At 39.8% G+C, this 25,080-nt stretch carries 24 protein-coding genes; 10 read left to right on the top strand and 14 right to left on the bottom strand.

All coding sequences use genetic code 11. The features are described from left to right. Nucleotides 1-42 precede the first annotated feature (42 nt). Nucleotides 43-957 carry a heme o synthase gene (cyoE, locus tag H9631_RS06540; protein ID WP_191811134.1) on the bottom strand — a complete coding sequence of 305 codons (915 nt, stop codon included), beginning with the start codon at nucleotides 955-957 and terminating at the stop codon, nucleotides 43-45. Between the two features lie 259 nt (nucleotides 958-1,216). Between cyoE and H9631_RS06535 the strand changes: the two genes are divergently transcribed. Continuing rightward, nucleotides 1,217-3,262, top strand: a complete 2,046-nt coding sequence (locus H9631_RS06535) for a bifunctional diguanylate cyclase/phosphodiesterase (RefSeq protein WP_191811132.1) — start codon at nucleotides 1,217-1,219, stop codon at nucleotides 3,260-3,262. 116 nt (nucleotides 3,263-3,378) lie between these two features. Here H9631_RS06535 and H9631_RS06530 read toward each other — a convergent pair whose 3' ends face one another. The 3 genes from H9631_RS06530 to H9631_RS06520 form a co-directional block, all read right to left on the bottom strand. Next, nucleotides 3,379-3,990, bottom strand: coding sequence for a response regulator transcription factor (locus tag H9631_RS06530; protein WP_191811130.1), 612 nt, complete (start codon nucleotides 3,988-3,990; stop codon nucleotides 3,379-3,381). 1 nt (nucleotide 3,991) lies between these two features. Continuing rightward, entirely contained in the window at nucleotides 3,992-5,128 is a 1,137-nt protein-coding gene (locus H9631_RS06525) for a sensor histidine kinase (RefSeq protein ID WP_191811128.1), read from the bottom strand. Between the two features lie 486 nt (nucleotides 5,129-5,614). Then, nucleotides 5,615-6,667 (bottom strand): fatty acid desaturase, encoded by a 1,053-nt coding sequence (locus H9631_RS06520; RefSeq protein ID WP_191811126.1) that lies wholly within the window; start codon nucleotides 6,665-6,667, stop codon nucleotides 5,615-5,617. A gap of 244 nt (nucleotides 6,668-6,911) precedes the next feature. Between H9631_RS06520 and H9631_RS06515 the strand changes: the two genes are divergently transcribed. Next, on the top strand, nucleotides 6,912-8,267 hold the full coding sequence (locus H9631_RS06515) for an Nramp family divalent metal transporter (protein ID WP_191811125.1): 1,356 nt from the start codon (nucleotides 6,912-6,914) through the stop codon (nucleotides 8,265-8,267). 47 nt (nucleotides 8,268-8,314) lie between these two features. Here H9631_RS06515 and mnmH read toward each other — a convergent pair whose 3' ends face one another. Genes mnmH through H9631_RS06495 form a run of 4 tightly spaced genes read right to left on the bottom strand, consistent with a single transcriptional unit; the run spans nucleotide 8,315 to nucleotide 11,407 of the window. After that, the gene (gene mnmH, locus H9631_RS06510; protein ID WP_191811123.1) at nucleotides 8,315-9,358 is read right to left on the bottom strand and encodes a tRNA 2-selenouridine(34) synthase MnmH; all 1,044 of its coding nucleotides are present in this window, start codon (nucleotides 9,356-9,358) and stop codon (nucleotides 8,315-8,317) included. A gap of 16 nt (nucleotides 9,359-9,374) precedes the next feature. Continuing rightward, nucleotides 9,375-10,424 carry a selenide, water dikinase SelD gene (gene selD / locus H9631_RS06505; RefSeq protein WP_191811121.1) on the bottom strand — a complete coding sequence of 350 codons (1,050 nt, stop codon included), beginning with the start codon at nucleotides 10,422-10,424 and terminating at the stop codon, nucleotides 9,375-9,377. Nucleotides 10,425-10,483: 59 nt separating this feature from the next. Next, complete coding sequence (locus H9631_RS06500) at nucleotides 10,484-10,963, bottom strand: DMT family transporter (RefSeq protein ID WP_191811119.1); 480 nt, start codon at nucleotides 10,961-10,963, stop codon at nucleotides 10,484-10,486. Between the two features lie 12 nt (nucleotides 10,964-10,975). After that, the gene (locus H9631_RS06495) at nucleotides 10,976-11,407 is read right to left on the bottom strand and encodes a DMT family transporter (RefSeq protein WP_191811117.1); all 432 of its coding nucleotides are present in this window, start codon (nucleotides 11,405-11,407) and stop codon (nucleotides 10,976-10,978) included. Nucleotides 11,408-11,554: 147 nt separating this feature from the next. Here H9631_RS06495 and H9631_RS06490 point away from each other — a divergent pair, with 147 nt between their 5' ends. The 7 genes from H9631_RS06490 (at nucleotide 11,555) to adhP (ending at nucleotide 16,617) form a co-directional block, all read left to right on the top strand. Continuing rightward, complete coding sequence (locus H9631_RS06490; RefSeq protein WP_191811115.1) at nucleotides 11,555-11,746, top strand: YbxH family protein; 192 nt, start codon at nucleotides 11,555-11,557, stop codon at nucleotides 11,744-11,746. A 310-nt stretch (nucleotides 11,747-12,056) separates the two neighbouring features. After that, on the top strand, nucleotides 12,057-12,101 hold the full coding sequence (locus tag H9631_RS22815; RefSeq protein WP_106408210.1) for an erythromycin resistance leader peptide: 45 nt from the start codon (nucleotides 12,057-12,059) through the stop codon (nucleotides 12,099-12,101). 291 nt (nucleotides 12,102-12,392) lie between these two features. Beyond that, nucleotides 12,393-13,253, top strand: a complete 861-nt coding sequence (erm, locus tag H9631_RS06480) for a 23S ribosomal RNA methyltransferase Erm (protein ID WP_191811113.1) — start codon at nucleotides 12,393-12,395, stop codon at nucleotides 13,251-13,253. A gap of 374 nt (nucleotides 13,254-13,627) precedes the next feature. Then, nucleotides 13,628-13,951: a PadR family transcriptional regulator gene (locus H9631_RS06475; RefSeq protein ID WP_191811111.1), complete on the top strand. Its 324-nt coding sequence runs from the start codon at nucleotides 13,628-13,630 to the stop codon at nucleotides 13,949-13,951. Between the two features lie 4 nt (nucleotides 13,952-13,955). Continuing rightward, nucleotides 13,956-14,618, top strand: coding sequence for a DUF1129 family protein (locus tag H9631_RS06470; protein ID WP_191811109.1), 663 nt, complete (start codon nucleotides 13,956-13,958; stop codon nucleotides 14,616-14,618). Nucleotides 14,619-14,637: 19 nt separating this feature from the next. Next, entirely contained in the window at nucleotides 14,638-15,387 is a 750-nt protein-coding gene (locus H9631_RS06465) for an HAAS domain-containing protein (protein WP_191811108.1), read from the top strand. 219 nt (nucleotides 15,388-15,606) lie between these two features. After that, a complete protein-coding gene (gene adhP / locus H9631_RS06460; RefSeq protein ID WP_191811106.1) occupies nucleotides 15,607-16,617 on the top strand; it encodes an alcohol dehydrogenase AdhP in 1,011 nt (336 codons plus the stop codon). A 248-nt stretch (nucleotides 16,618-16,865) separates the two neighbouring features. On the opposite strand, the gene H9631_RS06455 is transcribed toward adhP, so the two are convergent. The 6 genes from H9631_RS06455 to H9631_RS06430 form a co-directional block, all read right to left on the bottom strand. Continuing rightward, nucleotides 16,866-18,305 carry a sigma-54-dependent transcriptional regulator gene (locus tag H9631_RS06455; RefSeq protein WP_191811104.1) on the bottom strand — a complete coding sequence of 480 codons (1,440 nt, stop codon included), beginning with the start codon at nucleotides 18,303-18,305 and terminating at the stop codon, nucleotides 16,866-16,868. 13 nt (nucleotides 18,306-18,318) lie between these two features. Continuing rightward, nucleotides 18,319-19,977, bottom strand: coding sequence for a sensor histidine kinase (locus H9631_RS06450; RefSeq protein ID WP_191811102.1), 1,659 nt, complete (start codon nucleotides 19,975-19,977; stop codon nucleotides 18,319-18,321). Nucleotides 19,978-19,988: 11 nt separating this feature from the next. Continuing rightward, complete coding sequence (locus H9631_RS06445; RefSeq protein ID WP_191811101.1) at nucleotides 19,989-21,137, bottom strand: iron-containing alcohol dehydrogenase; 1,149 nt, start codon at nucleotides 21,135-21,137, stop codon at nucleotides 19,989-19,991. Nucleotides 21,138-21,472: 335 nt separating this feature from the next. After that, nucleotides 21,473-21,622, bottom strand: coding sequence for a hypothetical protein (locus tag H9631_RS06440; RefSeq protein WP_191811099.1), 150 nt, complete (start codon nucleotides 21,620-21,622; stop codon nucleotides 21,473-21,475). 20 nt (nucleotides 21,623-21,642) lie between these two features. Continuing rightward, a complete protein-coding gene (locus H9631_RS06435) occupies nucleotides 21,643-22,524 on the bottom strand; it encodes a helix-turn-helix transcriptional regulator (protein ID WP_191811097.1) in 882 nt (293 codons plus the stop codon). A gap of 166 nt (nucleotides 22,525-22,690) precedes the next feature. Beyond that, entirely contained in the window at nucleotides 22,691-24,358 is a 1,668-nt protein-coding gene (locus H9631_RS06430; RefSeq protein ID WP_191811095.1) for an ABC1 kinase family protein, read from the bottom strand. A 211-nt stretch (nucleotides 24,359-24,569) separates the two neighbouring features. On the opposite strand from H9631_RS06430, the gene H9631_RS06425 reads away from it, so the two are divergent. Then, the coding region (locus tag H9631_RS06425; protein WP_191811093.1) for a coiled-coil domain-containing protein at nucleotides 24,570-25,080 on the top strand (511 nt) is incomplete at its 3' end.

Raw genomic sequence — 25,080 nt, 5'->3', positions numbered from 1 at the left:
ATAATTGCATGAAAAAAGAGGAGTTCAAACAACTCCTCCAGTTTACAAAGTCACTAAAAACATCATAATAAAAATAATTGCAATATAGTTGACTGAAACTACAAAATTGATCCGTGCCCATTTAATATCATCTTTTACAAAAAATCCCCTAATCACCAGTCCAAGCCATGCTAAGTTCATTAAAGTTGAAACAATAATGAATGCTGTGCCAAGCGGTGCCAAAAAGAAAGGAAAGGGCAACAGACAAGCGACATAAACAAACATTTGGCGCTTTGTCATCTCAAACCCGCGGATGACAGGAAGCATCGCCACTCCCGCCGCTTTATATTCATCATGCCTTTTCATCGCAATTGCAAAAGTATGCGGCATTTGCCAAATGAATAAAATCATAAACAGAACAATAGGAACAATGTGGTTGACAGAAGCAACCGCGGCCCATCCAATCAACGGTGTAACAGCTCCAGAAATGCTCCCCACAATCGTATTGAAGGTATATTTGCGTTTTGTCCACATCGTATACATAATCACATACGTAAACCATCCAATAAACGCATAAAGAACGGCTTCCCACGTTGTGAAAGCCAAAAAAACAAATCCAATGATGCTTAATACTATCCCAAGTATCAAGGCTGCTTTCAGCGAAATCCTCCCAGTAACGGTAGGGCGTATTTGAGTCCTGTCCATGGCAGTATCCAAATCAACTTCATACCAGTTGTTCAGGACAAGCGCACCAGCCATGACAAGTGTGCTGCCAATGATTGTCAGAAAAAACAAATTCACGTTCACGGAAAAGGAAATATTGGTAAAAACCAGCGCTAACCAGAAGCCTATAAAAACGGGCAGCACGTTGGCAATTAGTACAATCCCTTTAAAAAGCGCCATCATATCCGCAACGAATGTCGTAATTTGTCCGGTCTTCACCTGTCCTTCGCGAGACTCCGTCTTGCTCAATATCATGCGATTCGTCCCCTTAATAAAGCGGGTCTTTTGAACCCGCCATTTAATTCAGGCCAACCAGGCCGTTATTTCAACTTATATACTCCTATTATATATGAGATTTTCTTATTCGCATAAAAGAGCAAACAATTTTCACCAAAATGTTGAATCTCCTATTTTATTTTTAAATAAAGACATTTCACTTTACAAAATTCGATAAAAGCCGATAAAAAACTTAAATGGTTATTTATCTAAATCAGTTGGAACGAGGGTTTTATTTATGGTGGAAATCACATTCGTATACAACTACTCTATTGTACTCATTTCCAGTGTCATTTCCATATTCTCATGTTTCATAACATTGGATTTATTAAGAAGGGTTCACAGGGTAAAAACGAAAAAAATGAGAAAGCTTTGGCTTACAGCAAGCGCCTTGACGATGGGAATCAGCCTTTGGTCCATGCACTTTATTTCATCGCTATCTCTGAAGTCTGAAAATGAAGTTATTTACAATGGCCCGATATTGCTATTTTCGCTTTGTGCCACGATGGCTCTGTCATATGCTGCCTTTTATTTTTTCACATTCAAAAAAGAGACCACTTTTTCAACTCTAGCTCCTGCTTCTGTTCTGCTAGGTACGGGCATTATAATCATGCATTATAGCGGCACATATGGAATTGTTACAAACTTATTCATTGAATATAATTATTTGCTAGTTGTCATCTCTATTGCGTCTGCAATCGGACTGTCATTTATTTCAGGCTCTTTGTTCACAAAAACAATCAAGGAAACTTTCTCCCTTTTTCATATACCTGCTGCGCTCATATTATCTCTTGGAGTATACACCGCCTACTATTTCGCAATGAAATCAATGACAATCTATGTAATCCCTCATCAGGTTGTCCAGCCAAAGAATTGGGAATTCTTTATTGGAACAAATTCTATACTAATTGGAATCGTTATCATCAACATCATTATCATAAGCTTGATGCACACCCTATCATTGAGAGAACGAAGGACCCACGAAACAAAAATGCATTACATGGCCTATTATGACCAATTAACCGGAATCCCAAACCGAATGAAGTTTCAAAACACTTTACAGGGTGCTATTATGCGTAATGAAAAAAAAAACCAACAGCTTGCAGTTATGTTCCTGGATTTGGATAGATTCAAGGTCATCAATGATGTACTGGGACATCAACTCGGGGATCAGTTGCTCATTAAAGTTAGTGAACGATTAATTGAAAAGGCTCCTTTGAATGCCTTGCTTGCAAGATATGGCGGAGACGAATTCATCCTTTTTATAGAGAATACGGATGAATCGAAAGTAAAAAAAGCTGCTGAACAACTCCTAGGACTATTTGTGGAGCCCTTCATTATGAACGAAAAGGAATTTTTCACAACAGTCAGTATCGGTATCAGCATATATCCAGATGATGGCAAGGATGTAGGCACTCTGATGAAAAACGCCTATAAGGCAATGCATTTGGCTCAAAAAAGTGGATATAATAACTTTCAATTTTTCGTACGTGAAGATGATGAATTCCATGATCGAAAAATAAAAATAGAGCATGGGTTGAAAAAGGCCCTCCGGAATAATGAATTTGAATTGTATTATCAGCCTCAAGTACATTTGAAAAGTAAGCGTATCATTGGAGTAGAAGCACTGCTTCGTTGGAAACATCCAGAATTGGGGATAATTTCTCCATACGAATTTATTCCCGTTGCCGAAACGAACGGCATGATTATACCGATTGGAAAATGGGTCATCCGAGAAGCATGCAAGCAAATCAAGCTCTGGCAAAGTACAGGAATTCGGATAAAAATTGCCGTAAATGTCTCGGCTTTGCAATTTGAGGATCAACAATTCATCGAATTGATCAATGAAACATTGAGTCAAAATTTGCTGCCTCCTAAATATCTGGAGCTTGAAATCACCGAAAGTGTTATGCAGAAGATCAACCAATCGTTTGCAATAATAAGCAAACTGAAAAACATTGGCATTAAAGTATCCATTGATGATTTCGGTACCGGATACTCTTCTTTAAGTGTCCTGAGCAGCCTGCCGATTGATGTCATCAAAATTGATAAATCTTTCATCCAAAAAATGATGACTAATGCAAACACTGCCTCTTTAGTCAAAACAATTATTGAAATGGGAAGCAATTTGAATTTCGGATTAATTGCTGAGGGCATCGAAACAGAAGAACAAGCAAATTTCCTTATTCTAAATGGCTGCCAAATTGGGCAGGGCTACCTTTACAGCCCTCCAGTAACAAAGGAGGAAATCGAGAAATTGCTTCATAAAGAAAACGTCATTTAAATCCAACGGGAATAACGGCTTAGTCAGTCGCCCTGCCGTCTGTTCCTAAAAACAAACAAGAAGGCAGTCACCCGTTTCAATGGTTAACTGCCTTCTTGAGCGAAGAGAACTGCCCCCTATTTAAACCATCCCTTTTCCTTGAACCTGGCAATGGCTTCAATCCGATTACCAACATTGAGCTTTTCAAGAATGGAAGATATATAATTTCGGATCGTACCTGGCGTCAAATATAACTCCTTCGCAATCTCTTTTGTTGTTTTTCCTTCTGCGACAAGAGAGAGAACTTCACTTTCACGTTCAGTCAAAGGATTCTCCATATAATCATCGTCACCATAGGCAATGTCTACCAATTCGGGAGCGTACATCCGCCTTCCATCCATGATTAAACGGATAGAAGAAACCAACTCTTCAATGGGACTATCCTTCAATAAATAGCCCCGGACTCCAGCTTTTCGGGCACGATCAAAATATCCGGCCCTCGCAAATGTGGTCAAAATGATGATTTTACTAGAAGCCCCTTTTAGTTCTTGTGCTGCTTCCAGTCCTGTTTTGACTGGCATTTCAATATCCATGACACAGACATCGGGTTCAAGCTCTTTTACGAGCCTAACTGCTTCTTCCCCATTCCGTGCCTGTCCGACAACTTCCATATCTTGCTCCATATTCAACAATGAACCAAGGGCTCCGAGCATCATCCCCTGATCTTCGGCAATGACAATGCGAATCATATCAATCAACCTCCTTCATGATATGTGTAAGAACTACAGGTACGTGAATTGTAAGCTTTGTCCCTTTTCCACCCTCAATGTGGAGACTGCCATTCACAAATTCTAACCGCTCCCGCATCCCCCTCAACCCACTTCCAGATTCTACTTTTCCTTCATGATTGATTCCAATACCGTTATCCTCGACAGTGAGGACATATTCATTTGGTGTTTCTTTAAACGTAATCCGGCAAGCTGTACCACCACTGTGCTTCACCACATTCGTTACTGCTTCCTTCAAACACATACTCATTACGCTTTCAACGATTGCTGGTACCTGTCCCGAAGAAAAGTCGCCTTCAACTGTTAATTTCATTTCAGCTGCTTTGAACATCTGCTTTGTCCTGACCAGTTCATTGTCAAGCTTCTCTGCACGAATATCAGCAACAAGCTCCCGCACTTCACGCAATGCGGTACTGGCGGTTTGCCTGATATCTCGCAGCTCTTTTTCTGCAGCCTGCGGATCGCGGAAAACCAACCGTCCTGCTAAATCACTCTTCAATCCGATTAATGACAGCTTTTGACCGAGAATATCGTGTAAATCCCTAGATATCCGTTCTCGTTCTTCCAGTACAGTCAATTCTGAAATCCGCTCGTTTGCATGCTCCAGCTGCCCTTCTAGATTGATCTGCTTATTTCTATAAAAGAGATTGAAAGGAAGCAGCACAGTTCCAAGAACGGATACGAGGATAAAATGAATTTGCGGAAGGAACAGACCAATTTCTATGAAAAACCCCGCAACAATCGCCCCCACAGTGAATGCGATATGCAGACCGTAAATAATATAGAAACCGACTGGATTGCGAATGTTCCCGATAAAAAATGCTGTAAAGATAGCCAAATACACATAACCAAATAACAGGGTCATGAGAATATTTATGACAATTTCAAAGCTGACCCACATATAGACAAGCCCACTATTTTTAGCCTTGTAAGAGAACATGTATGATAAAAAATATAATAGCATTAAAGTAATACCGATTGAGATTTCCAATGGTGACGATGACCTAAAAATGAAAAAGAATGGCAATAAGCAAAATATAATCCATACATAGATACTCAACCATTTATTTCTTGGAAAAATGCTGAACCAACTAACCATATCAAATAGTCGCTCCTTTCAATCGGACATATTATATCAATGATACTTAGGAAAAACGCGAGTACTTGTCATCGATATATAAAATCGAGAAACGATAGAGGTTGTACAGCAGGTGAAGACATCCTTATCTTAAAGGCGATTGGCTGCCCTCATGGTACATTTAATAAATGAAGACGTCCATCTCGTGAGAACCGATATCGGGCTGCTCGTAAAAATCTGTTCGTCAATATGCACCGATCGATACAATCATACCATTATTAGCTTCATCTAATTATCAAATGCACCTTGACGTATTTGCGCCCAGAATGTATCGGGCTCCGTTCGATAAATTCCCTCTAAAGATCTGTGGTATCCGCCGGAGGTATTAACTTTTAAACCCTCACTGAATTTAATATTCATCTCACGACTTGAATCTGCTGAATGTGGTTAAACCTTCTATAATGTGAATGAAAAGCCATTCCACCAATATGGAATGGCTTGGACTAACTATTTTGTTTCAAAACTTATATGTTTCGGTTTCAAATTCGCACGTTTTCTTTCTGTCTGAATCCTTCGCTGCGCTGCTTTGAAGGTTATAAATGTTTTATTTTCTGGATCATATAATTTATATTTCAAAGATTCAAGACTTGTTTTGAGTGTGATGGTCGTAGCATGATGAAGCGGCGGTGTCGTATCATGAGCCTCTTCTAAATGATAGTTTGGTACACGCGGCGCCAAATGATGCACGTGATGGAATCCAATGTTCCCTGTTACCCATTGCAATACTCGAGGCAGTTTATAATAGGAGCTGCCCTCAATCGCTGCTTTTACATAATCCCATTCCGTCTCTTCCTCAAAATAGGAGTCTTCAAAAGTATGCTGAATATAAAAGAGCCAGACTCCGAGCATTGCAGCAGTAAACATGATAGTTCCTTGGACAATGAGAAAAGCCTGCCAACCGACAATTACAATCATCAACGTGTACAATAATACAATTATAAGATTGGTCAAATATGTATTCAACCGTTCTTTTCTTCTAGCGTCTTTCCGATTGATCCGATTAGCAATCAAAATCAGATATAAGGGACCCAATCCGAACATGACAAACGGATTTCTATAAAATCTGTACCAAAGACGCTGCCCTTTTGAAGCTTGTTTATATTCTTCAATAGTCATCACCCAAATGTCGCCAACGCCTCTTTTATCGAGATTCGAACTGGAGGCATGGTGAATTGCATGCTCTCTCTTCCATTTTGCATATGGAAACAGCGTTATAATTCCTGAAATTGTTCCAAGTATATCATTTGCTTTTTTATTTTTGAAAAAAGACCCGTGGGTACAATCGTGAAAGATAATGAATATACGAACTACGAACCCGGCAGCCACTACTGCCAAACCAAGTGTAAGCCAAATGGATACAGATAAGCTCTGATACGCCAGAAACCATAACACCAAGAATGGCGGAATCGTATTTAATAATTGACCAGTGCTTTTTTTCAGATCAGATTTAGCAAAAGCTGCAACGCTTTTACGCAGTTGTTTCGTCTTCTCTTTATTCATGTGACCCACTCCCAATTGATGTTACATCTAATATTAAGAGCAAGTACCAATTTGGAGTAGACATAAACGTCATCACTTAAGTATGACATTTGTCATTTTTTGTGATTAATTTCACAAATAAAACAAACTGCTTGTGAATGAAATAACTTTATGATATTTTTACAAAAAAAGAAATCCATTTCACTCATTTTTTTGCCTTAAGGCAATCTTGTTTCCCTCGGCTTTAACTTTAGGAGATGATTGAATGTCTGATGAACAGGAAGTAAAAAAACATAATGGATGGCTGCGCAAAAGTTCTAATCTCAGCTTGGAAGAAGTGAACAGCTCCATCCATGTCCCTTCAAAAGCGGGTTTTTGGAGAAAACTCCTTGCCTTTGCAGGACCTGGCTCGTTAGTTGCTGTTGGTTATGTGGATCCAGGAAACTGGGCAACTTCCATTGCAGGTGGAGCAAGATTTGGTTATACCCTTCTGAGTGTTATTCTCATTTCTAATTTGATTGCTATGTTGCTTCAAGGACTATCTGCGAAACTTGGGATTGTTACTGGAAGGGATCTTGCACAGGCCACAAAAGATTCGACCGGAAAAAAAACAGCGTATTTCCTTTGGATACTCACCGAAGTTGCCATCATTGCAACGGATTTAGCAGAAGTAATCGGCTCCGCGATAGCACTAAACCTATTGTTTAACATTCCTTTATTACTTGGGATTTTGATTACAACATTGGACGTCATGTTATTGCTGCTACTGCAAAAGAAAGGATTTCGTGTCATCGAATCCATTATCATTGTACTGATGGCTACGATTTTCATTGTATTTGTGTTTGAAGTAATGGTAGCAAAACCGGAAATATCTTCAATATTGGCTGGATATATTCCAGAAGCTGAAATTGCCGCCAACCCACAAATGCTGTTTATCGCTTTGGGAATTCTTGGGGCAACCGTGATGCCGCATAACCTCTATTTACATTCATCCATTGTGCAAACAAGGAATTTTGAGCGCAGTCAGGCAGGGAAAAAGGAAGCGATCAAATTTTCAATTTTAGATTCCACTTTTTCACTTTCAATTGCTTTTTTAATCAACTCAGCCATCTTAATTCTGGGGGCAGCTGCATTTTATGGAACGGGATTAGATGTATCGGAAATTGAAGCTGCATACAAATTGCTTAGCCCGACTCTGGGGATAGGAATTGCCAGCACTTTATTCGCTGTAGCGCTCCTTGCTTCCGGCCAGAATTCAACGATTACGGGAACCTTGACTGGGCAAATCGTCATGGAAGGTTTTATCAACATGAGGATTTCTCCATGGCTCCGCCGTTTGATTACCCGTTTAATTGCGGTTATCCCCGCCTTTATCGTGACATGGATAGCGGGGTCTAAGGGCGTAGGCGAACTGCTTTTATGGAGCCAAGTTGTTTTGAGTCTTCAACTTCCTTTTGCAGTCATTCCTCTTGTTTTATTCACGAGCAGTAAGGACAAAATGGGTGAGTTTGCAAATAGTACATGGGTGAAATCGCTAGCTTGGATTTGTACGGGAGTTATTATTGCTTTAAATATCTTTTTGGTCGGATATATTATCGTAACGGGACATGATTTGGGTTAAAAATCAGAAGATCCTCCAAAGCAATGTGGAGGATCTTCTGGTTTTGTTTAAGCCCCCATTTTACTTTGGGGTATTCCTTCAAGCACCTTATTGAAGGCCTCATCAACAGACTCCGCCTGAATCATAATTTTCTGAGATTCAGGATAATGGGAGGCGGAATATTCATATCTTGGATCATAATAATATTCTAACAGTAACTGAACAGCCTGCGTGAATTCTCTTTCTCCTAGATGGCCTTCTATCTGCTTTGCGACAGGAGTATGAATCTTCTTTTTAATATAACGGAATGCCTCTTGAAACCGTTCTGGATGGTTCCAGGGTTCATATTCTTCGATGATGTTTTTCACCCGCTCTTCCAGCGGCAAGTCAATAAAGATTTGTAGACCCTTTTCTTTTTTATCATAAATAACATCCGGCAAATACACTCTGCCAATCCTTTTGCTCTCTCCCTCGATAAAAACAAACGGCTCACTTTCATATTCTAGCATTTCTGTTACAAGTGCTGAATCAAACTTCTTTTGATTGCTTGGCGTCAGTCCGATCTGACCGAAGATTGATCCGCGATGTCCCGCCATTTGTTCAAGATCTATGACTGGAAATCCTTTTTCTTTCAGTTTCTGTAAAATATAAGTCTTGCCAGTCCCGGTATATCCATTCAAAACAAAAAACTTCGGACGAAATTCCTTTGTTTCCAAATAATCAACAATCCAACGCCGGTAAGACCGGATACCACCGCTTAGCCGATTGGAACGGATTCCCATCAAATCAAGGACAGTTGCCGCAGTTTTGCTCCGCATTCCTCCACGCCAGCAAAATACTGTCATAGGCGTTTCAATCTTTTTGAATTCACCGATAAACTTGGGAAGCCTTTTTGAGAAAAGTTCCAAGCCTCTTTCCATTGCAGCTTCTTTTCCTACTTGTTTATAAATCGTTCCAACTTCAACTCGTTCTTCATCGTTGAAGACGGGGATATTGATGCTGCCTGGTATCGTCGCCTCTTTGAATTCTTTTGGAGAACGAACATCAATGATTGTATGCGGCTCTTTATCTTTTTTTGAGAGTAAGTCAGATACGGTAATATCATGAAACATTCTTTTTCACTCCAAACTACTGGACCGTAATCCTTCCTTTATTTTCCCCAAGCACTTCTCCGATCACCTGTGCCTCAACTTCATTGTCACGCAATTCCTCTGCAAGCCGCCCTGCTTCTTCCGAATCAACTGCTAAAAGTAATCCTCCAGATGTAACAGCATCGCATAAGATCCATCTCTCAATCTGATTCATGGATTCAGGGTAAGTCACCACATCTTCCAAGTGAGCAAAATTATTTTTAGTTCCTCCAGGTACAGCACCAGATTCAGCTAATTCTTGCACACGTTCCAGTATCGGAACCTGCTCGTAAAAAATTCTGATTCCAACATTACTTCCTTTCGCCATTTCAGACGCATGTCCCAGAAGTCCGAATCCTGTTACGTCTGTTGAAGCATGAACCGTGTACTTCTCGCTGATTTCAGCTGCTTTCCGATTTAACGTTGTCATCACCTTTGTAACACGTTCGATCTCCTCTTCTGAAAGCAATCCTTTTTTCAATGATGTCGTCATGATTCCGACGCCGATTGGCTTTGTTAAAACAAGACTATCTCCAGGACGAGCACCGGCATTCGTTCTCACTTTATCTGGATGGATAAGCCCAGTGACAGCCATGCCAAATTTCGGCTCCTGATCATCAATGGAGTGTCCCCCAACTAGAACAGCATCTGCCTCTTTCAACTTGTCGCCCGCTCCTCTTAAAATGTCCGCCAAAATACTTTTATCAAGTGTTGCAATCGGAAAAGCAACAACATTCAAGGCTGTGATTGGCTTCCCTCCCATAGCATATACATCACTAATCGCATTGGCAGCAGCAATCTGACCAAAATCATAAGGATCATCTACGATCGGAGTAAAAAAATCAATTGTCTGGACAATAGCTGTCGTATCATTTAAACGATATACACCAGCATCATCGCTTGTATCCAAACCCACTAGAAGGTTCGGATCAGAAATGCCCTGCGGGAGTTCTTGCAAAACCTTTGCCAAATCCGCAGGTCCGATTTTGCAGCCACAGCCTCCTTTGGAAGACAAAGAGGTCAATTTTACAGGTGAAGAACTTGTCATGATTATATCCATCCCTTCATTATGTAGTTTAATAATTTTAACACACTAGGAACGTTAGGTTATTGGGCTGATTTTTCTAAGTCAGAAACGGCTTTTTCCTTCTCCCTATCTTTATACACAAAAAAGAGCGATCCTAACAATAACATAATCCCCAGCCCTTTTCTCAAACTGAATGAACTTATATCTGTAAGGAACCAGCCATTATGATCAACCGCCAAACTAGCAATCAACTGTCCAATAATAACCGTGACTGTCGTTGCTGTCACTCCGATTCTTGGAACAATAAAGACCATAATCGTAATGAAAAGGATTCCACACACAGCCGCGAGCCATTGCCACGCTGGCACTTCTTTCACTGCAAGAATGTCGCCATTTCCGAAAAGTATAACAGCAACAGTAAGCGAAACAGTTCCCGTCAGAAATGATAAAGCCGAACTCACCAGACTGCTCGTCTTCGCTCCCAGATTACCATTAACCGCCGATTGGATGCTTATACTTACTCCGGCAATTATTGGTATGAGCATCATTAATAAAATCAAGAAAACCACCACCTATAGAATGAGAAATAAAGCACCTATTAATAGAGTTACAGCCGTCAGTCGGTTTCGGTCAAATTTGATTTTTGGCATCCCAAACCAGCCAAAATGGTCAATTATGATACTTATGAAAATTTGACCAATAATAACAGCAACCATCGAGGCTCCGACACCCATCATATTGACACTGAACAGGAGCATTACTAAATAAAACGCTCCCAGAAATCCTCCAATCAATTCCCATTTAGGAAGGTGAAATACCTTTGTTATATATGTTTTTTGAAAAATGATAGCCACTGGAAACAAAATAACTGCACCAACTGCGAAGACAAACAGAGAAGCTTCCAATTCACCAATATTTTTCCCGAGCGCACCACCTATAGCCGCTTCGATACTTAATAAAATACCGGCGGAAAGAGCAGCAACAAAAAATAAAATTCTTTTCATTACCCCACCTCCAATTCCAAAATGAAAATTATCCGAGTGTTGTTTCATTCATTTTATAAGTAAATCGCCTTGTTTGCCATGCACTGTATGGATTCAATGGGGATGGACAGGATAAGTTCATATATTTCGATAAGGAGTTGTTGAAAAGTGGGAGCCATTGAAAGAGATGGATATAGATTTGAACCGGAATATAGTGTTATCGAGCAAAATGGAGCTATTCACGTTTACCATGAAGGTGAGTTCATTGAGGAACTGCCATTTTCCTTTTCAGGCAAGCAGCCAGAATTAGAACAGATAGAAAAATTGGTCGATGAGTATTGTGAACAAAAAGAGCTATGATTTTTTCTCTTGTTATTAAATTGTTGCTTTGATTTTATTGCTGATCTTGTATTTTAAACAAAAGATACTTCCTAAAGTCGCCATGAAAAAAATGCAAAAGTCAATTCTTTGTGGGCAATGCTATATATGCTGTGAAAAATACAGGGTTTTAAGCAATGCATCAGGAATTGCAATTAATATAGATCTATCCAATTTTTTCATAGCAAAACACGTGTAAAAATTTACATTTCTTTCCCTTTTTGCTTTGACTTATTTCAAAGGGAAACCTATAATGAAAGTGTATTCAAAATTCTAGGAGGATTATTAAAAAATGACACATTCTATAAGACTTCGTTTCCCAACTTTGAACCAGTAATTAAATACGTTCAAAGGCTCTGTTTTGTGTTTACAGAGTAAATGGGATAAGTCTGTCCTTTTTTAATAATCTTCATTTCATTCAAAATATGTGATATGTAGAAAGGCGGATTGTTCTGTCTTTCTTTATTTTCGTTTCCATTTTATTCCACTTATTTCCTTTTTTATCAAAGAAGGTTTATTTGCTGGCGGCTTTTTATAGTTCACATCTAAAAAAGTTCGGGCTTCTTCCCCTTACTCTGAATCACAGGCAGATGCATGTGATTTTTTATTTAAGGAAGGAAGATGAAACATGACCACCAATAAACATAAGAGTACGAAGAAAATCACCCGTGGAGCCCCACGCAATTTTTCTGGACAACATTTAATGCACAACAATAAATTGATTCATTCGATTGTCGATCTGGCAAAAATAAGCAAAAATGATACAGTTTTAGATTTAGGTGCTGGAAAAGGAGCTTTAACTTCAGTTTTAAGTCAAAGAGCTAGAAAAGTTTTGGCGGTAGAATATGATAGTGAGTTTGTTGAAGTTTTGAAGCGTAAATTTTTTCAACAAAAGCATACTAAAATCATTCATGAAGATATTTTGCAATTTCATTTGCCAAAGGAGCCATTTATTGTTGTCTCCAATATTCCGTATTCCATCACAACACCTATTATGAAACTGCTTCTTAATAATCCCTTAAGTGGATTTCAAAGAGGAGTCATTGTGATGGAAAAAGGTGCAGCTAAAAGGTTTACTTCAAATATGGTAAAAGATCCATATGTGATTGCTTGGAGAATGTGGTTTGATATTCGATACTCTAAAGAGATTTCACGAAAAAATTTCTCTCCACCGCCAAGGGTGGATTCAGCTATGATCTCGATAAATAGAAAAGCAAGACCATTTGTACCGACTTCGGACTATTTAATCTTTTGGGGAATGGTTAATTATTTGTTTAAAAGCCCACGGTCATCTATTAACTTAGCATTCCAAAGAATATTTACACCACCTCAAATAAAACAATTAAAAAGAAGTCTTGGGGTAAAAACTGATATGCCAGTTACATCCTTATCAGAACAACAATGGGGTATCATCTATAAAACAATGGTAAAGCATGTTCCAAAATTTAGATGGCCAAAGATAAAAAAAGAGAAATTAGACCATATTTGACATACATCTCAAATGCGCCTTGGCGTATTTGCGCCCAGATTTTATCGAGCTCCGCTCGATAAATTCCCCCTGAAAACCTGTGGCATCCGCCGAAGGCCTTAACTTTGTTCAGCCGGGGTTTGCCCCCCGCTGAATGGAATACAGGTGGAGCTAACCGCTCCACCTTATTATCCGATTACCGAAAAAATTGCGATTCTGTACTTCGGATTGACAAAAACAAAACTTACGTATATATTTAACATGACTACTTTGCAAAACCAAGTAGTCATGTTTTCACCAAGCTATCTTGTATAACCAAATACTTAATCAGAGAGGGTTTTGTTTTTTGCTTTGCTATCTTGTATAACATAATAGCAATAGAATGGATGGTGCATATGTCTGTACGAAGTCAGTTATTGAAAGGAATATTAGATGGCTGTGTATTGGCGGTCATCGAAAAAGAAGCAGTTTATGGGTACGAATTGTCCAAAAAATTACAAGACATCGGCCTACAAGATGTCAGCGAAGGCACCATTTATCCGGTTTTATTAAGGCTTCAAAAAAATGGGTGGATACGGGGAGAAATGAGGCCGTCGGATTCTGGACCGAACCGGAAATATTATTTTTTAACAGATACGGGCCATGAAACTTTGGCAACCATTATTGAGGAATGGAATCAAATATCTGTTCCTGTCAATGAACTATTAAAAAGAAGGTGAAACCATGGATGCAGAAAAACTGATTGAAGAAAACAATCGAAAAAGAGAGTTATTGACACCTCGAAATGAGGCTTATTACAGTGATTTATTGATCTATATACGTCTACAATTAACCCTTTCAGAACAACAGTCGGAAGAAATACTGATGGAAATACTGGATCATTTGCTCGATGGCCAGGAAGAAGGAAAATCAGCCAAAGATATTTTTGGCGATGATCCGAAAGCTTTCGCCGATGAAATTATCGAGCAGCTCCCAAAAGAGAAAAAAAGGGCTGCTATACCCTTTGTTGCCGGGATCGTAGGTAATATAGTTAGTTGGGTTCTTATCATACGGGGGATTCTTATTTTGGTCCTTTCACAATTTCTTGAGGTTAAAACGGAGATCAACTTATTTGTAACTGGCGTTGTCTCTTTTGGCATCGCATGTTTCGTCAGTCTTACGATCTGGCTCATTTTAAGGCTAATAAATAATTCCTTGTTCAAAGAACAACGAAACACAAAAAGGAATATGTTGATGGCTGGAATAACGGCAGCCGTGGGCATGGGTGTTGTATTGTTATTAGCAAAATTCACTCCGGAAATCGGGCCATCCCTCGATTTTCCATGGTGGGCTTCATTAATAGGAGGGGCAATCCTCTGGCTTATTATGTATGTAGAAAAGAAATAGACCTATAGGAGGGAAAAAATTGTTATCCGCCAAAAGCGAAACCTTTATTGAAAACCTTCGGCTTTACTTAGTGACTTCAGGTAAAAAAGAAAAAGAGATAAATGATCTAACCGAGGAATTAAAGGTACATTTAATAGAAGCCGAAAAAGACGGTAAAAACATCGATGAAATTATTGATTGCACACCAGAACAGTATATGAATTCATTAAAAAGAGAGATGGATACAGACTTTAAAAGCCTTGCAAAATATTTGCCCATATTCTTTGCCGGTGTCACAGCATACTTTATCATGGGACCTGCCATTAGAGGAGAGTTAACCTTAAATATCGTGCAAGTCATAGGCTTTCCCCTAACCGCCATTGCTGGTTTGCTTATTTATGTTTTCTTTTTGCAGCAGGCGGGGAAAAAACAATTTTCAACAAATACGTTTTTTCTCAATGGAATGATTGCCAGCGCCTGTGTGACAACCCTATTTTTACTTTTATTGTTGGGAAGCGGGCTTTTCGTTCAACCTTTTTATACTGGGAGCGCCACTGTAAATTGGATCATTGTGGGCATTTGTTCAGCTATTTTTATCCTGCTTGCCGTATGGAGTAAAACATGGCTGACCATTTGGCTACCTGCCATATTGTTCATACCAGATGTTCTGTTCCGATTTTCTAATTTTTCGGACACCACAATCCTAATGATCGGTATAGCAACATTTGTTTGTATGTTTATCATAATATTATTAAGTTTATTCCTAAAAAACAAAAAACGGAGCGTCTAAAAATGTGAAGCGTGCCTTAATAGGGACGCTTCACGTTTTAATTTTCGCAGAAATTCTTTAACAAAAATTCGGCCATCTAAGCCGAATTTTCGGCAAAATGAAACAATAAAACGGCAGAGAAAGCTCTCATTCTCCCAATTTATGCACAATCTCAAGTTGGCATTATTTTTGCAATATTAAATTTATAAGCAAGCCATCATACACAAGGAGGAATCAGTAATGAGAGCAGCTGTCGTCAATGAGTTCCAAGAAAAGCTTGAAATCAAGGAGGTGGAAATTCCTCAACCAAAGCTTGGTGAAGTATTGATTAGAATGGAAGCCTGCGGAGTTTGTCACACTGACCTGCATGCCGCACATGGAGACTGGCCAGTCAAACCAAAGCTTCCAGTCATTCCTGGTCATGAAGGGGTTGGTATTGTTGAACAAATTGGACAAGGTGTCACTTCTTTGAAAAAAGGAGACCGCGTTGGGGTTCCTTGGCTTTTTAGAGCTTGCGGAGAGTGTGAATACTGTCTATCTGGAAATGAAACGCTCTGTCCCAATCAATTGAACGGCGGCTATTCCGCTGATGGTGCCTTTGCCGAATATTGCGTGGCGCCCGCCGATTACGTCGCAAGAATTCCGGATGGCGTCGATCCAGTAGAAATTGCCCCGATTTTATGTGCAGGAGTAACCACTTATAAAGCTTTAAAAGTGTCAGGTGCCAAGGCTGGTGATTGGGTGGCCGTATATGGTATCGGCGGGTTAGGTCATATTGCACTTCAATATGCAAAAGCCATGGGCTTCAATGTAGTGGCCGTTGATATCAACGACGATAAGCTTCAACTTGCTAAAGACTTAGGTGCTGATTTGGCTGTCAATGGAAAAACTTCCGATCCAGCCCAGGTCATTAAAGATCAAGTAGGCGGTGTGCAGGCTGCTATCAGCGTTGCCGTAAACAAAGCCGCGTTTGAACAAGCTTACCATTCCGTCAAACGAGGCGGATCGGTAGTACTTGTCGGGTTGCCTAACGATGAAATCCCTGTTCCAATTTTCGATACAGTTTTAAACGGTGTCACTGTCAAAGGCTCGATTGTTGGTACGAGAAAAGACATGCAAGAGGCCCTTCAATTTGCTGCAGACGGGAAAGTGAAAGCCATCGTCTCTACCGCAGAGCTTGATGAAATTAACCAAGTGTTTGATCGAATGGAAAAAGGACAAATCAATGGACGTGTTGTGTTAACATTTTAAAACTAGACAGCTTTATTTCAGAGTGGGTTCTCCCCTGTAAATGGAATACCAATATGCTGTCACCTCACTACTTACAAATGTGAGAGACTTCTGCTGAACGAAGTTTAAAAAAATAGTTCACGGGAATACATTTTTGCAAGGAAACTCTGGTCATCCGCTTCCAACTGCTGATCCAAATATGCCGTCACAAGTGTATCATCCAGTTCAGAACTAGTTACAACATATTTCCCACAAAAAAGGACAGCCAGTCATTTTATCGACCGCTGTCCTTTTTCATTCAATAAATATCGAAGCTTTCTCATGCTTATATTCAATCTTCTAGCAGCATCCTGACGATCCCCCACTGTTTCCTTTAAAACCTTCATAACAAATGCTTTTCCAATTTCACGCTCAAGCACCTTCACCTTGTTGAGGACCATCTCCATTTCTACTTTCCTTTTATCATTCCAAGCTTCCAACATATCATTAGTCCAATGTCTTAAAAATTCCTCAAAGCTTTGTTCTGTTGATTTAGTTTTTTCAATCAATAGCGGCTTTCCCGACAGAACTTTTTTCGGTAAATGTTTTGGAGTTATAAGTCCTGTACCTTCATCCATAATCGATATGGCTCGCTTAATAACATTAGACAACTCCCTTACATTCCCAGGCCAATCGTACTGTTCAAGGAGAATTGCAGCGTCTTCACTTAACTGGATGGTCGCTCCCGCTTTTTTTAACAGATGTTCAGTGATCAGTCGGATATCTTCCCGCCTCTCCCGCAATGGAGGGATTACAAGTTTTACAACATCCAGCCGATACAGTAGGTCCTCACGAAACGTTTTACTGGCAACTGCTTCAGTCAGGTCTACATGAGTGGCAGAGATAATGCGAGTATTCGTCTTTTCTAAGTTTTCTCCGCCCACCCGCATGTATTCTCCAGTCTCCAAGACCCGCAATAACTTTACCTGTGTGGACATTGACGCCTCTCCGATTTCATCCAAAAACAGAGTCCCTTTTTCCGCAATTTCAAACACGCCTTTTCTTTCCTTCGCGGCTCCAGTGAAAGCTCCCTTTTCATGGCCGAATAATTCGCTTTCAAGCAGCGTCTCCGATAAAGCACCGCAATTAATACCAATAAATGGCTGACCGTTTCGCTGGCTCGCTCGGTGAATAAATTGGGCAAAAAGCTCCTTCCCCGTGCCTGTCTCCCCCTGGATAAGGACGTTTATATTTTTCGGCGCGATTTTATAAGCAAGCGTCAGTAACCGATTCATCACTTCGCTTTTTTCTGTTATGATCCCACTCTGTCTTGCCAATCCATCAATGTTGGCTTCAGCTGTTGTCGCCTTATTTGCCAGGAGGTGATCAATTGTTCCTTCCAAACCATCCAAATCATCAAACGGTTTTTCGATAAAGTCATTGGCGCCAAGCTTTATTGCTTCAACTGCAACTTTAACCGTACTATAGCCAGTCATGACGATTGTTTTGCATGAAGGCATTTGCTCCGTCAAACCCTTTAAAATGTCCAGCCCACTTGTATCAGGAAGCTTAACATCAATTAATGCCAAATGATAAGCCCGCTGCACAAATAGCTGACTGAAGTCCTTTCCACTATAAGCTATGTACACCTCAAAACCTTTTTCCATAAAAAAATAACGTAAAAAATTTCCGACCTCTTGATCATCATCAACGATCAAAATATTGGTCACACTTTTCACCACCCTACATTGAATCTTTTTTGACTGGCAAACGAAGGGTAAATTCGCTTCCTTTTCCCAGCTCACTTTTTACATCAATCGTTCCTCCATGAGTTTCCGCAATACCAAGACTGACTGATAAACCGAGTCCCGTACCCTTCACCGCTTCTTTCGTTGTATAGAAGGGATGGAAAATTTCCTTTAATCCTCCTGAGGCAATCCCCGTTCCATTGTCAATCACCGAGATAGTGACTTCCTCCTGATTGGCGGCCGTCTGGAGAAAGATTTTTTTCCTTGTTTTATCCACATCATCCAGCGCATCTTTTGCATTTAAAAGTAAATTGATGATGATTTGTTCCAATTGTTGAATACTTCCATCAATAAGAGGAACTTTTGGATCCAGGTTGACCTCGAGTTCGATGTGGCTTTGGCGAATTTGATAGCCAATCAAGCTCAATACTTGCTCAACCGCTTCATTGATTGAACAGGTCTGGAAAAGATATTCGTCCTGCCTGGAAAAAGTGAGCAGATTTCGGATGATGTCCTGACACCGTTTGCTGCATTTAAAAATATCCGTCAGCAATACATGGGAAGGCTCGTTTTCATTCATTTTCCGCATCATCAGCTGGGTGTTTCCAAGAATAGCCGTTAACGGATTATTTAATTCATGAGCGACTCCCGCTGCCATTTCTCCCAGTGCTGCCAATTTTCCTGACTGCAACATGTGTGCTTCAAAGTGACGTTTTTCAGTTACATCTTTTATATAAGCAATGACTCCGTACATCTCTTCCTTTTCGTTCATAATCGGATATGTGTGTACTTCACAAATCGTTTCGTCACTCAAGATAACTTCCCGATAGGCCATTTCTTTTGTATTCCGGGTCTCTTGAAACGGACTGTAAGGTTCTGCTTGCTGACCATATAATAAATCATCCAATGTTATGTATGAGACATTTTTTCCTTGTAGCTGAAAAAAAGAATAGGCGAACCCATTACACCTTAGGATGTTCCCGTTTAAATCAACTAGCATGATAGGATCAGCAACTGCAAGAAATGTTTGTTCCCATTCTTTTTTACTGTTCAGGACTTCATTATACAAACGGACATTTTCGATACAGACCGCTAATTGGTCCGAAAGCTGCTGTAAAAAAGAGAGATCTTCTCCGTCATACTCTTTTTTACAGGTACTGCCAAGACTTAAAACACCCAGAATCCTCCCCTTTCCAAATAGAGGAAAGACAAGCACCTGGCACAATTCTAGTTTTTCAAAAGCTGATATTTCATTGTATCTCTTCCTATTATCCGTATTTACCACATACACGGAAGATTTGCCAGAATCCGCTACTTCCCAATAAAGAGACCCTTCCCTCTGAATCGGATTGCCGACATCAATATGCGCATAATCACTTGGATATACATTCGTCAATATTAGTTGACCGCTCTTAAAAATAGCCAGACTTAATCTTTTCAAGGGAAAGATTTGCTGCAGTTTTTCTAGAATATTTTTCAGCATATCATCCATCGACATATCGATATTGAAGCTTCGCATCACTTCATTTATGATCTCAAGCTGCGTATTTTTCTTTTTCATTTCTTCAATCGTTTTTTTAAGCTCTGTATAATAACTGATTTTTGAAGACGATACTCCGACCAATCTCTCAATCATCTGTAGTCTGTCTGACATAAGCTGCCCTCCTATAACGCGAGTTTAAATAACCGTTCAACGTCCGCTGCGGTAATATCACGCGGGTTCGTAATCATACAGGCATCTTCAATGGCTACCTGGCCAATGATAGCTGCATCAGATTCAGACAACCCCATTTCGGATAGCCTCTGGGGAGCTCCAATGTCCACTGAAAGCTTTTTGACATACTCAATCGCCCTCTGCCCTGAATCAATTGTAGTTCTGCTGCTGACCTCTTCGCCAAATAACTCCGCAATTTGTAGAAATTTCTCTGGACAAGCCAAATAATTAAATTCCATTACATAAGGAAGTAAAATGGCGTTCACATCTCCATGGGGCAGCAGGAAACGTCCTCCGATAGCATGACTCATGGCATGGACCGCTCCAAGAATCGCGTTCGAGAAAGCCAGACCAGCTTGTACACTCGCCATCGCCATCTTTTCCTTCGCCTCTTTATTCATCCGGGAAGCGACAGATGGCCGTAAATATTGGGCAACAAGTGCAATAGCGCTTTTAGCCTGCACATCTGTCAGAGGTGTTGCTGCAATACTGACAAATGACTCAATTGCATGAGTGAGAACATCCAAACCCGTCGTTGCTGTCAAATGTGGACTTTTAGTCGTCAAAGTCTGTGGATCAACAATCGCAATATCAGGGACAAGAGATTTCGAAATAATTGTCAGCTTCTTCTTTTTCTCTGAATCTGTAATAATCGAAAATTGCGAAACCTCTGATCCTGAACCGGCAGTCGTTGCAACCATCACCTGCGGAGGCAGGGGCAACTTGATTTTATCGACACCCTCATACTCTGGAATGTTTCCACCGTTCGTTGCCAGTACAGCGATTGCCTTCGCCACATCAATGGCACTGCCACCTCCTACACCGACAACTGCATCACACTCTTCTTGCAAATATTTTTGTACCCCTTTATCTACCTCATAATCTTTCGGGTTCGTCGTAATATCTGAGAAAATCACATAGGGGAGCCTCGCGTTATGACAGCTTTCCGTCACCTGCTCAAACCAATCTGAAGACAGAACCCCTGAATCAGTGGTGATAAAAACTTTCCTTGCCCCAAGCCTTGCACAGCTTTCACCTACCAGGCTAATGGAACCGTTTCCAAATATAAGCTCTGGCATGACAAATTTATTAATCTTCATAAAACGGTCGGTCCCCTTCCCAGAATCTTTTATTCTATTATATCATTAATTTTCTGTTAGTTTTTTAAAAATGAGAGGCGAGTAAGAAGGATCGTCTAAAGACCATTAAATTGAAGGAAACCAGATGTTTCTCCAGCTTATTCTGCATAGTTATCATTTTAATGATAAGCCGTTTTTAACAGCTACTTGTTCCCATTTTAATTGCACGCAGATAAGGATTGATTAGCATCTCGTTACGGCTTTTAATGGAAACAGCAAAGAACGGGCATTAAGCCCGTCAAAATGTCCATTTACCTTTCTATACATCCTCATTTTCCTGTTAACTTCTTCAGCTGCTAACCAGCCAGGCTTTCCCAAAGCCAGCCGAAGGTATTTTTTACAAAATAAATAATAACTGTACCTCCTGTAAACTTAAAAGCCGTGATGGTGATGACGATAGCCAAGCTTATAACGAATGATATTACCCGCTGTTGTGTATTTTTCATTTCGAGTTCCACTACTCCTCTCATTCATCGAACGATAAGTTGATTGGTTCATCCAAAAGATCACTGGAAAAATCTATATTTGTTGTTGGAATATTACGATCCACTTCTTCAAATGTAATTCCGTCTGCCCATACATTTCCTCTTCCCGAAAGCAGTATACCAAAAGCAATCACCGCACTATTTTCGGGTACATCTAAGACGATGGAGTAATGGTTCCATCCATTGTCACCTATTATTGAACGGTCGCTCATATTATCAAATTGCAGCACATCTTGAAGATGATCATCCACTCGCATCCAAAATCCGCAAAATCCCTCCACTGCTTCTGTTTTGATGAAACCAGAGAGCCTTAATCTTTTGCCAAGATATTTATCAGCTTTGAAATGTTGCATCATCGTTGCAAATTCCCCTTGTTCCTCAACAGTGACAGATTTTAAAAATCCCGATGCCTTTCCTTTATGGAAAACCTCACGGTCTATGCCCATTTGATAATTAAATGGGTGACTTCCACTCATTTGCCATCCTTTTAACAATTGATCATTTTTCACTTTCACTTCCTCCTTTTGAATAATCAATTTGCCCATCAACCGGCGATATTGTCCGGGAGGCAGATTATAATATTTCTTAAAGGCCCGAGAATAGGACTCTTGTGATTCAAATCGGTAAAAAAGAGCAATATCAATGATTTTTTCATCAGTATAAAGCAACAAATTAGCTGAATTTGCAATCCTTCGATATCGTATGTATTCTGATATGGACACGCCTACCTCTTTTTGAAAAACCCGGTGATAATGATACTTGGAAAAACCCGCAAAGTGAGCAATGCTTTCCAAAGTTAAATCTTCTGATAAATGACTTTCTATATACTGTATGGTCCCTTGAATAAAAGAGCAATAACTCATCTCCAAGCCTCCTTGACTATAAGATAACAAATTAAGACAGGTCATTTTTGATTTAAATTGCTATCTTTTGAAACACAAAAAACGCTCCTCCATCGCCATGGGCAGCGTTTTTCGATCTTGAAAATCTCGATAACTATTCCACATATACGAAAAAACTGGCTTTTCGCTACATCCTTCCAGATCTGAAAATAGAAAAAATCATAAATAAAAACATGAGTGTTGCAATAATTGAGCCTATCTCAATGACAGGGAGCCTAAATAATAGTGATTGCTTGTCAGCGATAGCAGTCCCGATAATCAAACCGACCATTAAGATGCTGAAGGAGAGCAAAATAATACTGAAGGAAAGACGGTTGCTGATTTTATCAAGCCTTTGCAGAAAGGTCTGCAAGTCTTTCACATTGATATCGAAACGCAATCTGCCTCTTTTGACTGTTGTCGCAATTTCCTTTAAATCCTTCGGCAATTCCCGGGCGATTTCAATATTTTCGAGAAGCTCGTCCCACGATCTGCTTAAAATATTTTTGGGATTTAACCTTTGTTTGAACAATTTTTTAGCAAAAGGCTCCACCGCTTTCATCACGCTGAAATCAGAGTCCAACTTTTTAATGATCTCTTCCATTGTAAGAATCGCTTTGCCTAAAATGGCAATTTCAGTTGGAATTCTCACCCGGTGCTGATAAGCGATGGCAAATACATCCGTGAGCGCAGCTCCCATACTGATTTCATTGAAAGAAGTATCATAGTATTTGGTGATTAAACCGTCCAAATCATATTTAAGCTCCGCCACATCCGTGTCCTCATTAAGAAGATCCATTGCGGAAAATGTCTTGATCATTCCCTTAGAACTTCCCTGTTGCAGGTTAATCAAAAGAGAGGAGAAATGATACTTCAAATCCTCTCTTAACTGGCCTACCATTCCAAAATCCAAGTAGGAGACCACATTATCGGATAAAATATAAATATTGCCTGGATGCGGATCACCGTGGAAAAATCCATGCTCCAGAATCTGGGTGAACATTGAATCAGCAAGCCGAGTAGCGATCAATTCCCGATCATAGCCTTTTTCATCCAGTGTATCTATATGCGTTACTTTGATCCCCTTGATCATTTCCATTGTCAGGACTTTCTTTGATATAAACTCCCAATAAACCTTCGGTATATGAATGGTTGGCACATTTTCAAATTGCTTCGCAATCCTTTCTCCATTATGGGCCTCCACTTCGTAATCAAGCTCATTGCGTAATGAAAAAGAAAACTCTTCTATCATTTCACGAATACGGTACCTTCTTGCCCATTCGACCCTTTTTTCGGCCACCCTGGCCAAATCGTGCAATATCTCCAAGTCTGTTTCAATAATTGACCTAATATCTGGCCGCTGGACTTTTACAGCTACTTCCTCACCTGTAAAAAGCTGAGCTACATGAACCTGGCCAATAGAAGCCGTAGCTAGCGGTTCTTGGTTAAAAGTCTGAAAAAGCTTTTCTGGCGGTTCACCAAGCTCTGCCTCGATAATTTCATGAATCTTCTCATAGGAAAAAGGCTGAACATCATCCTGTAGCTTTTCCAACTCAGAGGCAATTTCTTCCGGAATCAGGTCACGGCGAGAGCTTGCAATCTGGCCAAGTTTAATGAAAGTTGGGCCCAATCCCTGTAATGTGGAGCGAAGCCTTGTCCCTATGTCTTTCAGATTTATATTTTCCTCTGAACTTTGCGGTTTTTTTGAACGGTCAATCAAACCCATACGAAACAAAAAATGACTCAACCCATTTTTTAAAAAGGCATTAATGATTTCCTGATAGCGCTGGGTATGTTTGATTCTTCTCCTAATCATCATCATCCCCTCCGACAGCTTATGTAATCAATCAATTTTTGAAAGTTTCTTTCACGATAAAAAAACGCAGGTTTTATTGTAAAAAATAGATTCAGCTAGAGCAGAAGGCAAAAACACTCCCCATAATTGAATTTTGTCTTATTGCCGATATCTATCGTAATAGAATATAATGAGATCAAATGGCAAACAAGGATGAAAGGAGTCACTTAAATTGGAACAAAAGCTTGATTTTATTATCAGCGAACTGCGAAATTTGAATCAAAAAGTCTCCACTTTGGAAGAGAAAACAGCAACAAAACAAGACCTTAAAGCCGTTGAAGACAAAATGTCCTCCCTTGAGGAAAAACTGACTACCCGTATTAATAAAGTTGAAGGTAAGCTTTCTGACAAAATGGTTAATCTTGAAACCAATATTAGTAACGTCGAAGATAAGCTCTCTGACAAAATGATTAATCTTGAAACCAATATCAGTAGCGTCGAGGATAAGCTCTCTGACAAAATGATTAATCTTGAAACCAACATTAGTAGCGTCGAGGATAAGCTCTCTGACAAAATGATTAATCTTGAAACCAATATTAGTAGCGTCGAGGATAAGCTCTCTGACAAAATGATTAATCTTGAAACCAATATTAGTAGCGTCGAGGATAAGCTCTCTGACAAAATGATTAATCTTGAAACCAATATTAATAACGTCGAAGGTAAGCTCTCTGACAAAATGATTA

The organism is Bacillus norwichensis (assembly GCF_014836955.1).
GTDB lineage: Bacteria > Bacillota > Bacilli > Bacillales > Bacillaceae_C > Siminovitchia > Siminovitchia norwichensis.
Note: the sequence above shows the minus strand (reverse complement) of the source record. Positions and strands in the feature narration are given on the sequence as shown.

What these genes read in the sequence shown, in the direction of transcription:
- H9631_RS06435 (WP_191811097.1), bottom strand. Translation starts at nt 22,524, where the DNA reads ATGAGTTATTGCTCTTTTATTCAAGGGACCATACAGTATATAGAAAGT.
- H9631_RS06445 (WP_191811101.1), bottom strand. Translation starts at nt 21,137, where the DNA reads ATGAAGATTAATAAATTTGTCATGCCAGAGCTTATATTTGGAAACGGT.
- H9631_RS06515 (WP_191811125.1), top strand. Translation starts at nt 6,912, where the DNA reads ATGTCTGATGAACAGGAAGTAAAAAAACATAATGGATGGCTGCGCAAA.
- adhP (WP_191811106.1), top strand. Translation starts at nt 15,607, where the DNA reads ATGAGAGCAGCTGTCGTCAATGAGTTCCAAGAAAAGCTTGAAATCAAG.
- H9631_RS06470 (WP_191811109.1), top strand. Translation starts at nt 13,956, where the DNA reads ATGGATGCAGAAAAACTGATTGAAGAAAACAATCGAAAAAGAGAGTTA.
- H9631_RS06530 (WP_191811130.1), bottom strand. Translation starts at nt 3,990, where the DNA reads ATGATTCGCATTGTCATTGCCGAAGATCAGGGGATGATGCTCGGAGCC.
- H9631_RS06520 (WP_191811126.1), bottom strand. Translation starts at nt 6,667, where the DNA reads ATGAATAAAGAGAAGACGAAACAACTGCGTAAAAGCGTTGCAGCTTTT.
- erm (WP_191811113.1), top strand. Translation starts at nt 12,393, where the DNA reads ATGACCACCAATAAACATAAGAGTACGAAGAAAATCACCCGTGGAGCC.
- H9631_RS06440 (WP_191811099.1), bottom strand. Translation starts at nt 21,622, where the DNA reads ATGAAAAATACACAACAGCGGGTAATATCATTCGTTATAAGCTTGGCT.
- H9631_RS06525 (WP_191811128.1), bottom strand. Translation starts at nt 5,128, where the DNA reads ATGGTTAGTTGGTTCAGCATTTTTCCAAGAAATAAATGGTTGAGTATC.
- H9631_RS06475 (WP_191811111.1), top strand. Translation starts at nt 13,628, where the DNA reads ATGTCTGTACGAAGTCAGTTATTGAAAGGAATATTAGATGGCTGTGTA.
- selD (WP_191811121.1), bottom strand. Translation starts at nt 10,424, where the DNA reads ATGACAAGTTCTTCACCTGTAAAATTGACCTCTTTGTCTTCCAAAGGA.
- H9631_RS06450 (WP_191811102.1), bottom strand. Translation starts at nt 19,977, where the DNA reads ATGTCAGACAGACTACAGATGATTGAGAGATTGGTCGGAGTATCGTCT.
- cyoE (WP_191811134.1), bottom strand. Translation starts at nt 957, where the DNA reads ATGATATTGAGCAAGACGGAGTCTCGCGAAGGACAGGTGAAGACCGGA.
- H9631_RS06430 (WP_191811095.1), bottom strand. Translation starts at nt 24,358, where the DNA reads ATGATTAGGAGAAGAATCAAACATACCCAGCGCTATCAGGAAATCATT.
- H9631_RS06495 (WP_191811117.1), bottom strand. Translation starts at nt 11,407, where the DNA reads ATGAAAAGAATTTTATTTTTTGTTGCTGCTCTTTCCGCCGGTATTTTA.
- mnmH (WP_191811123.1), bottom strand. Translation starts at nt 9,358, where the DNA reads ATGTTTCATGATATTACCGTATCTGACTTACTCTCAAAAAAAGATAAA.
- H9631_RS06535 (WP_191811132.1), top strand. Translation starts at nt 1,217, where the DNA reads ATGGTGGAAATCACATTCGTATACAACTACTCTATTGTACTCATTTCC.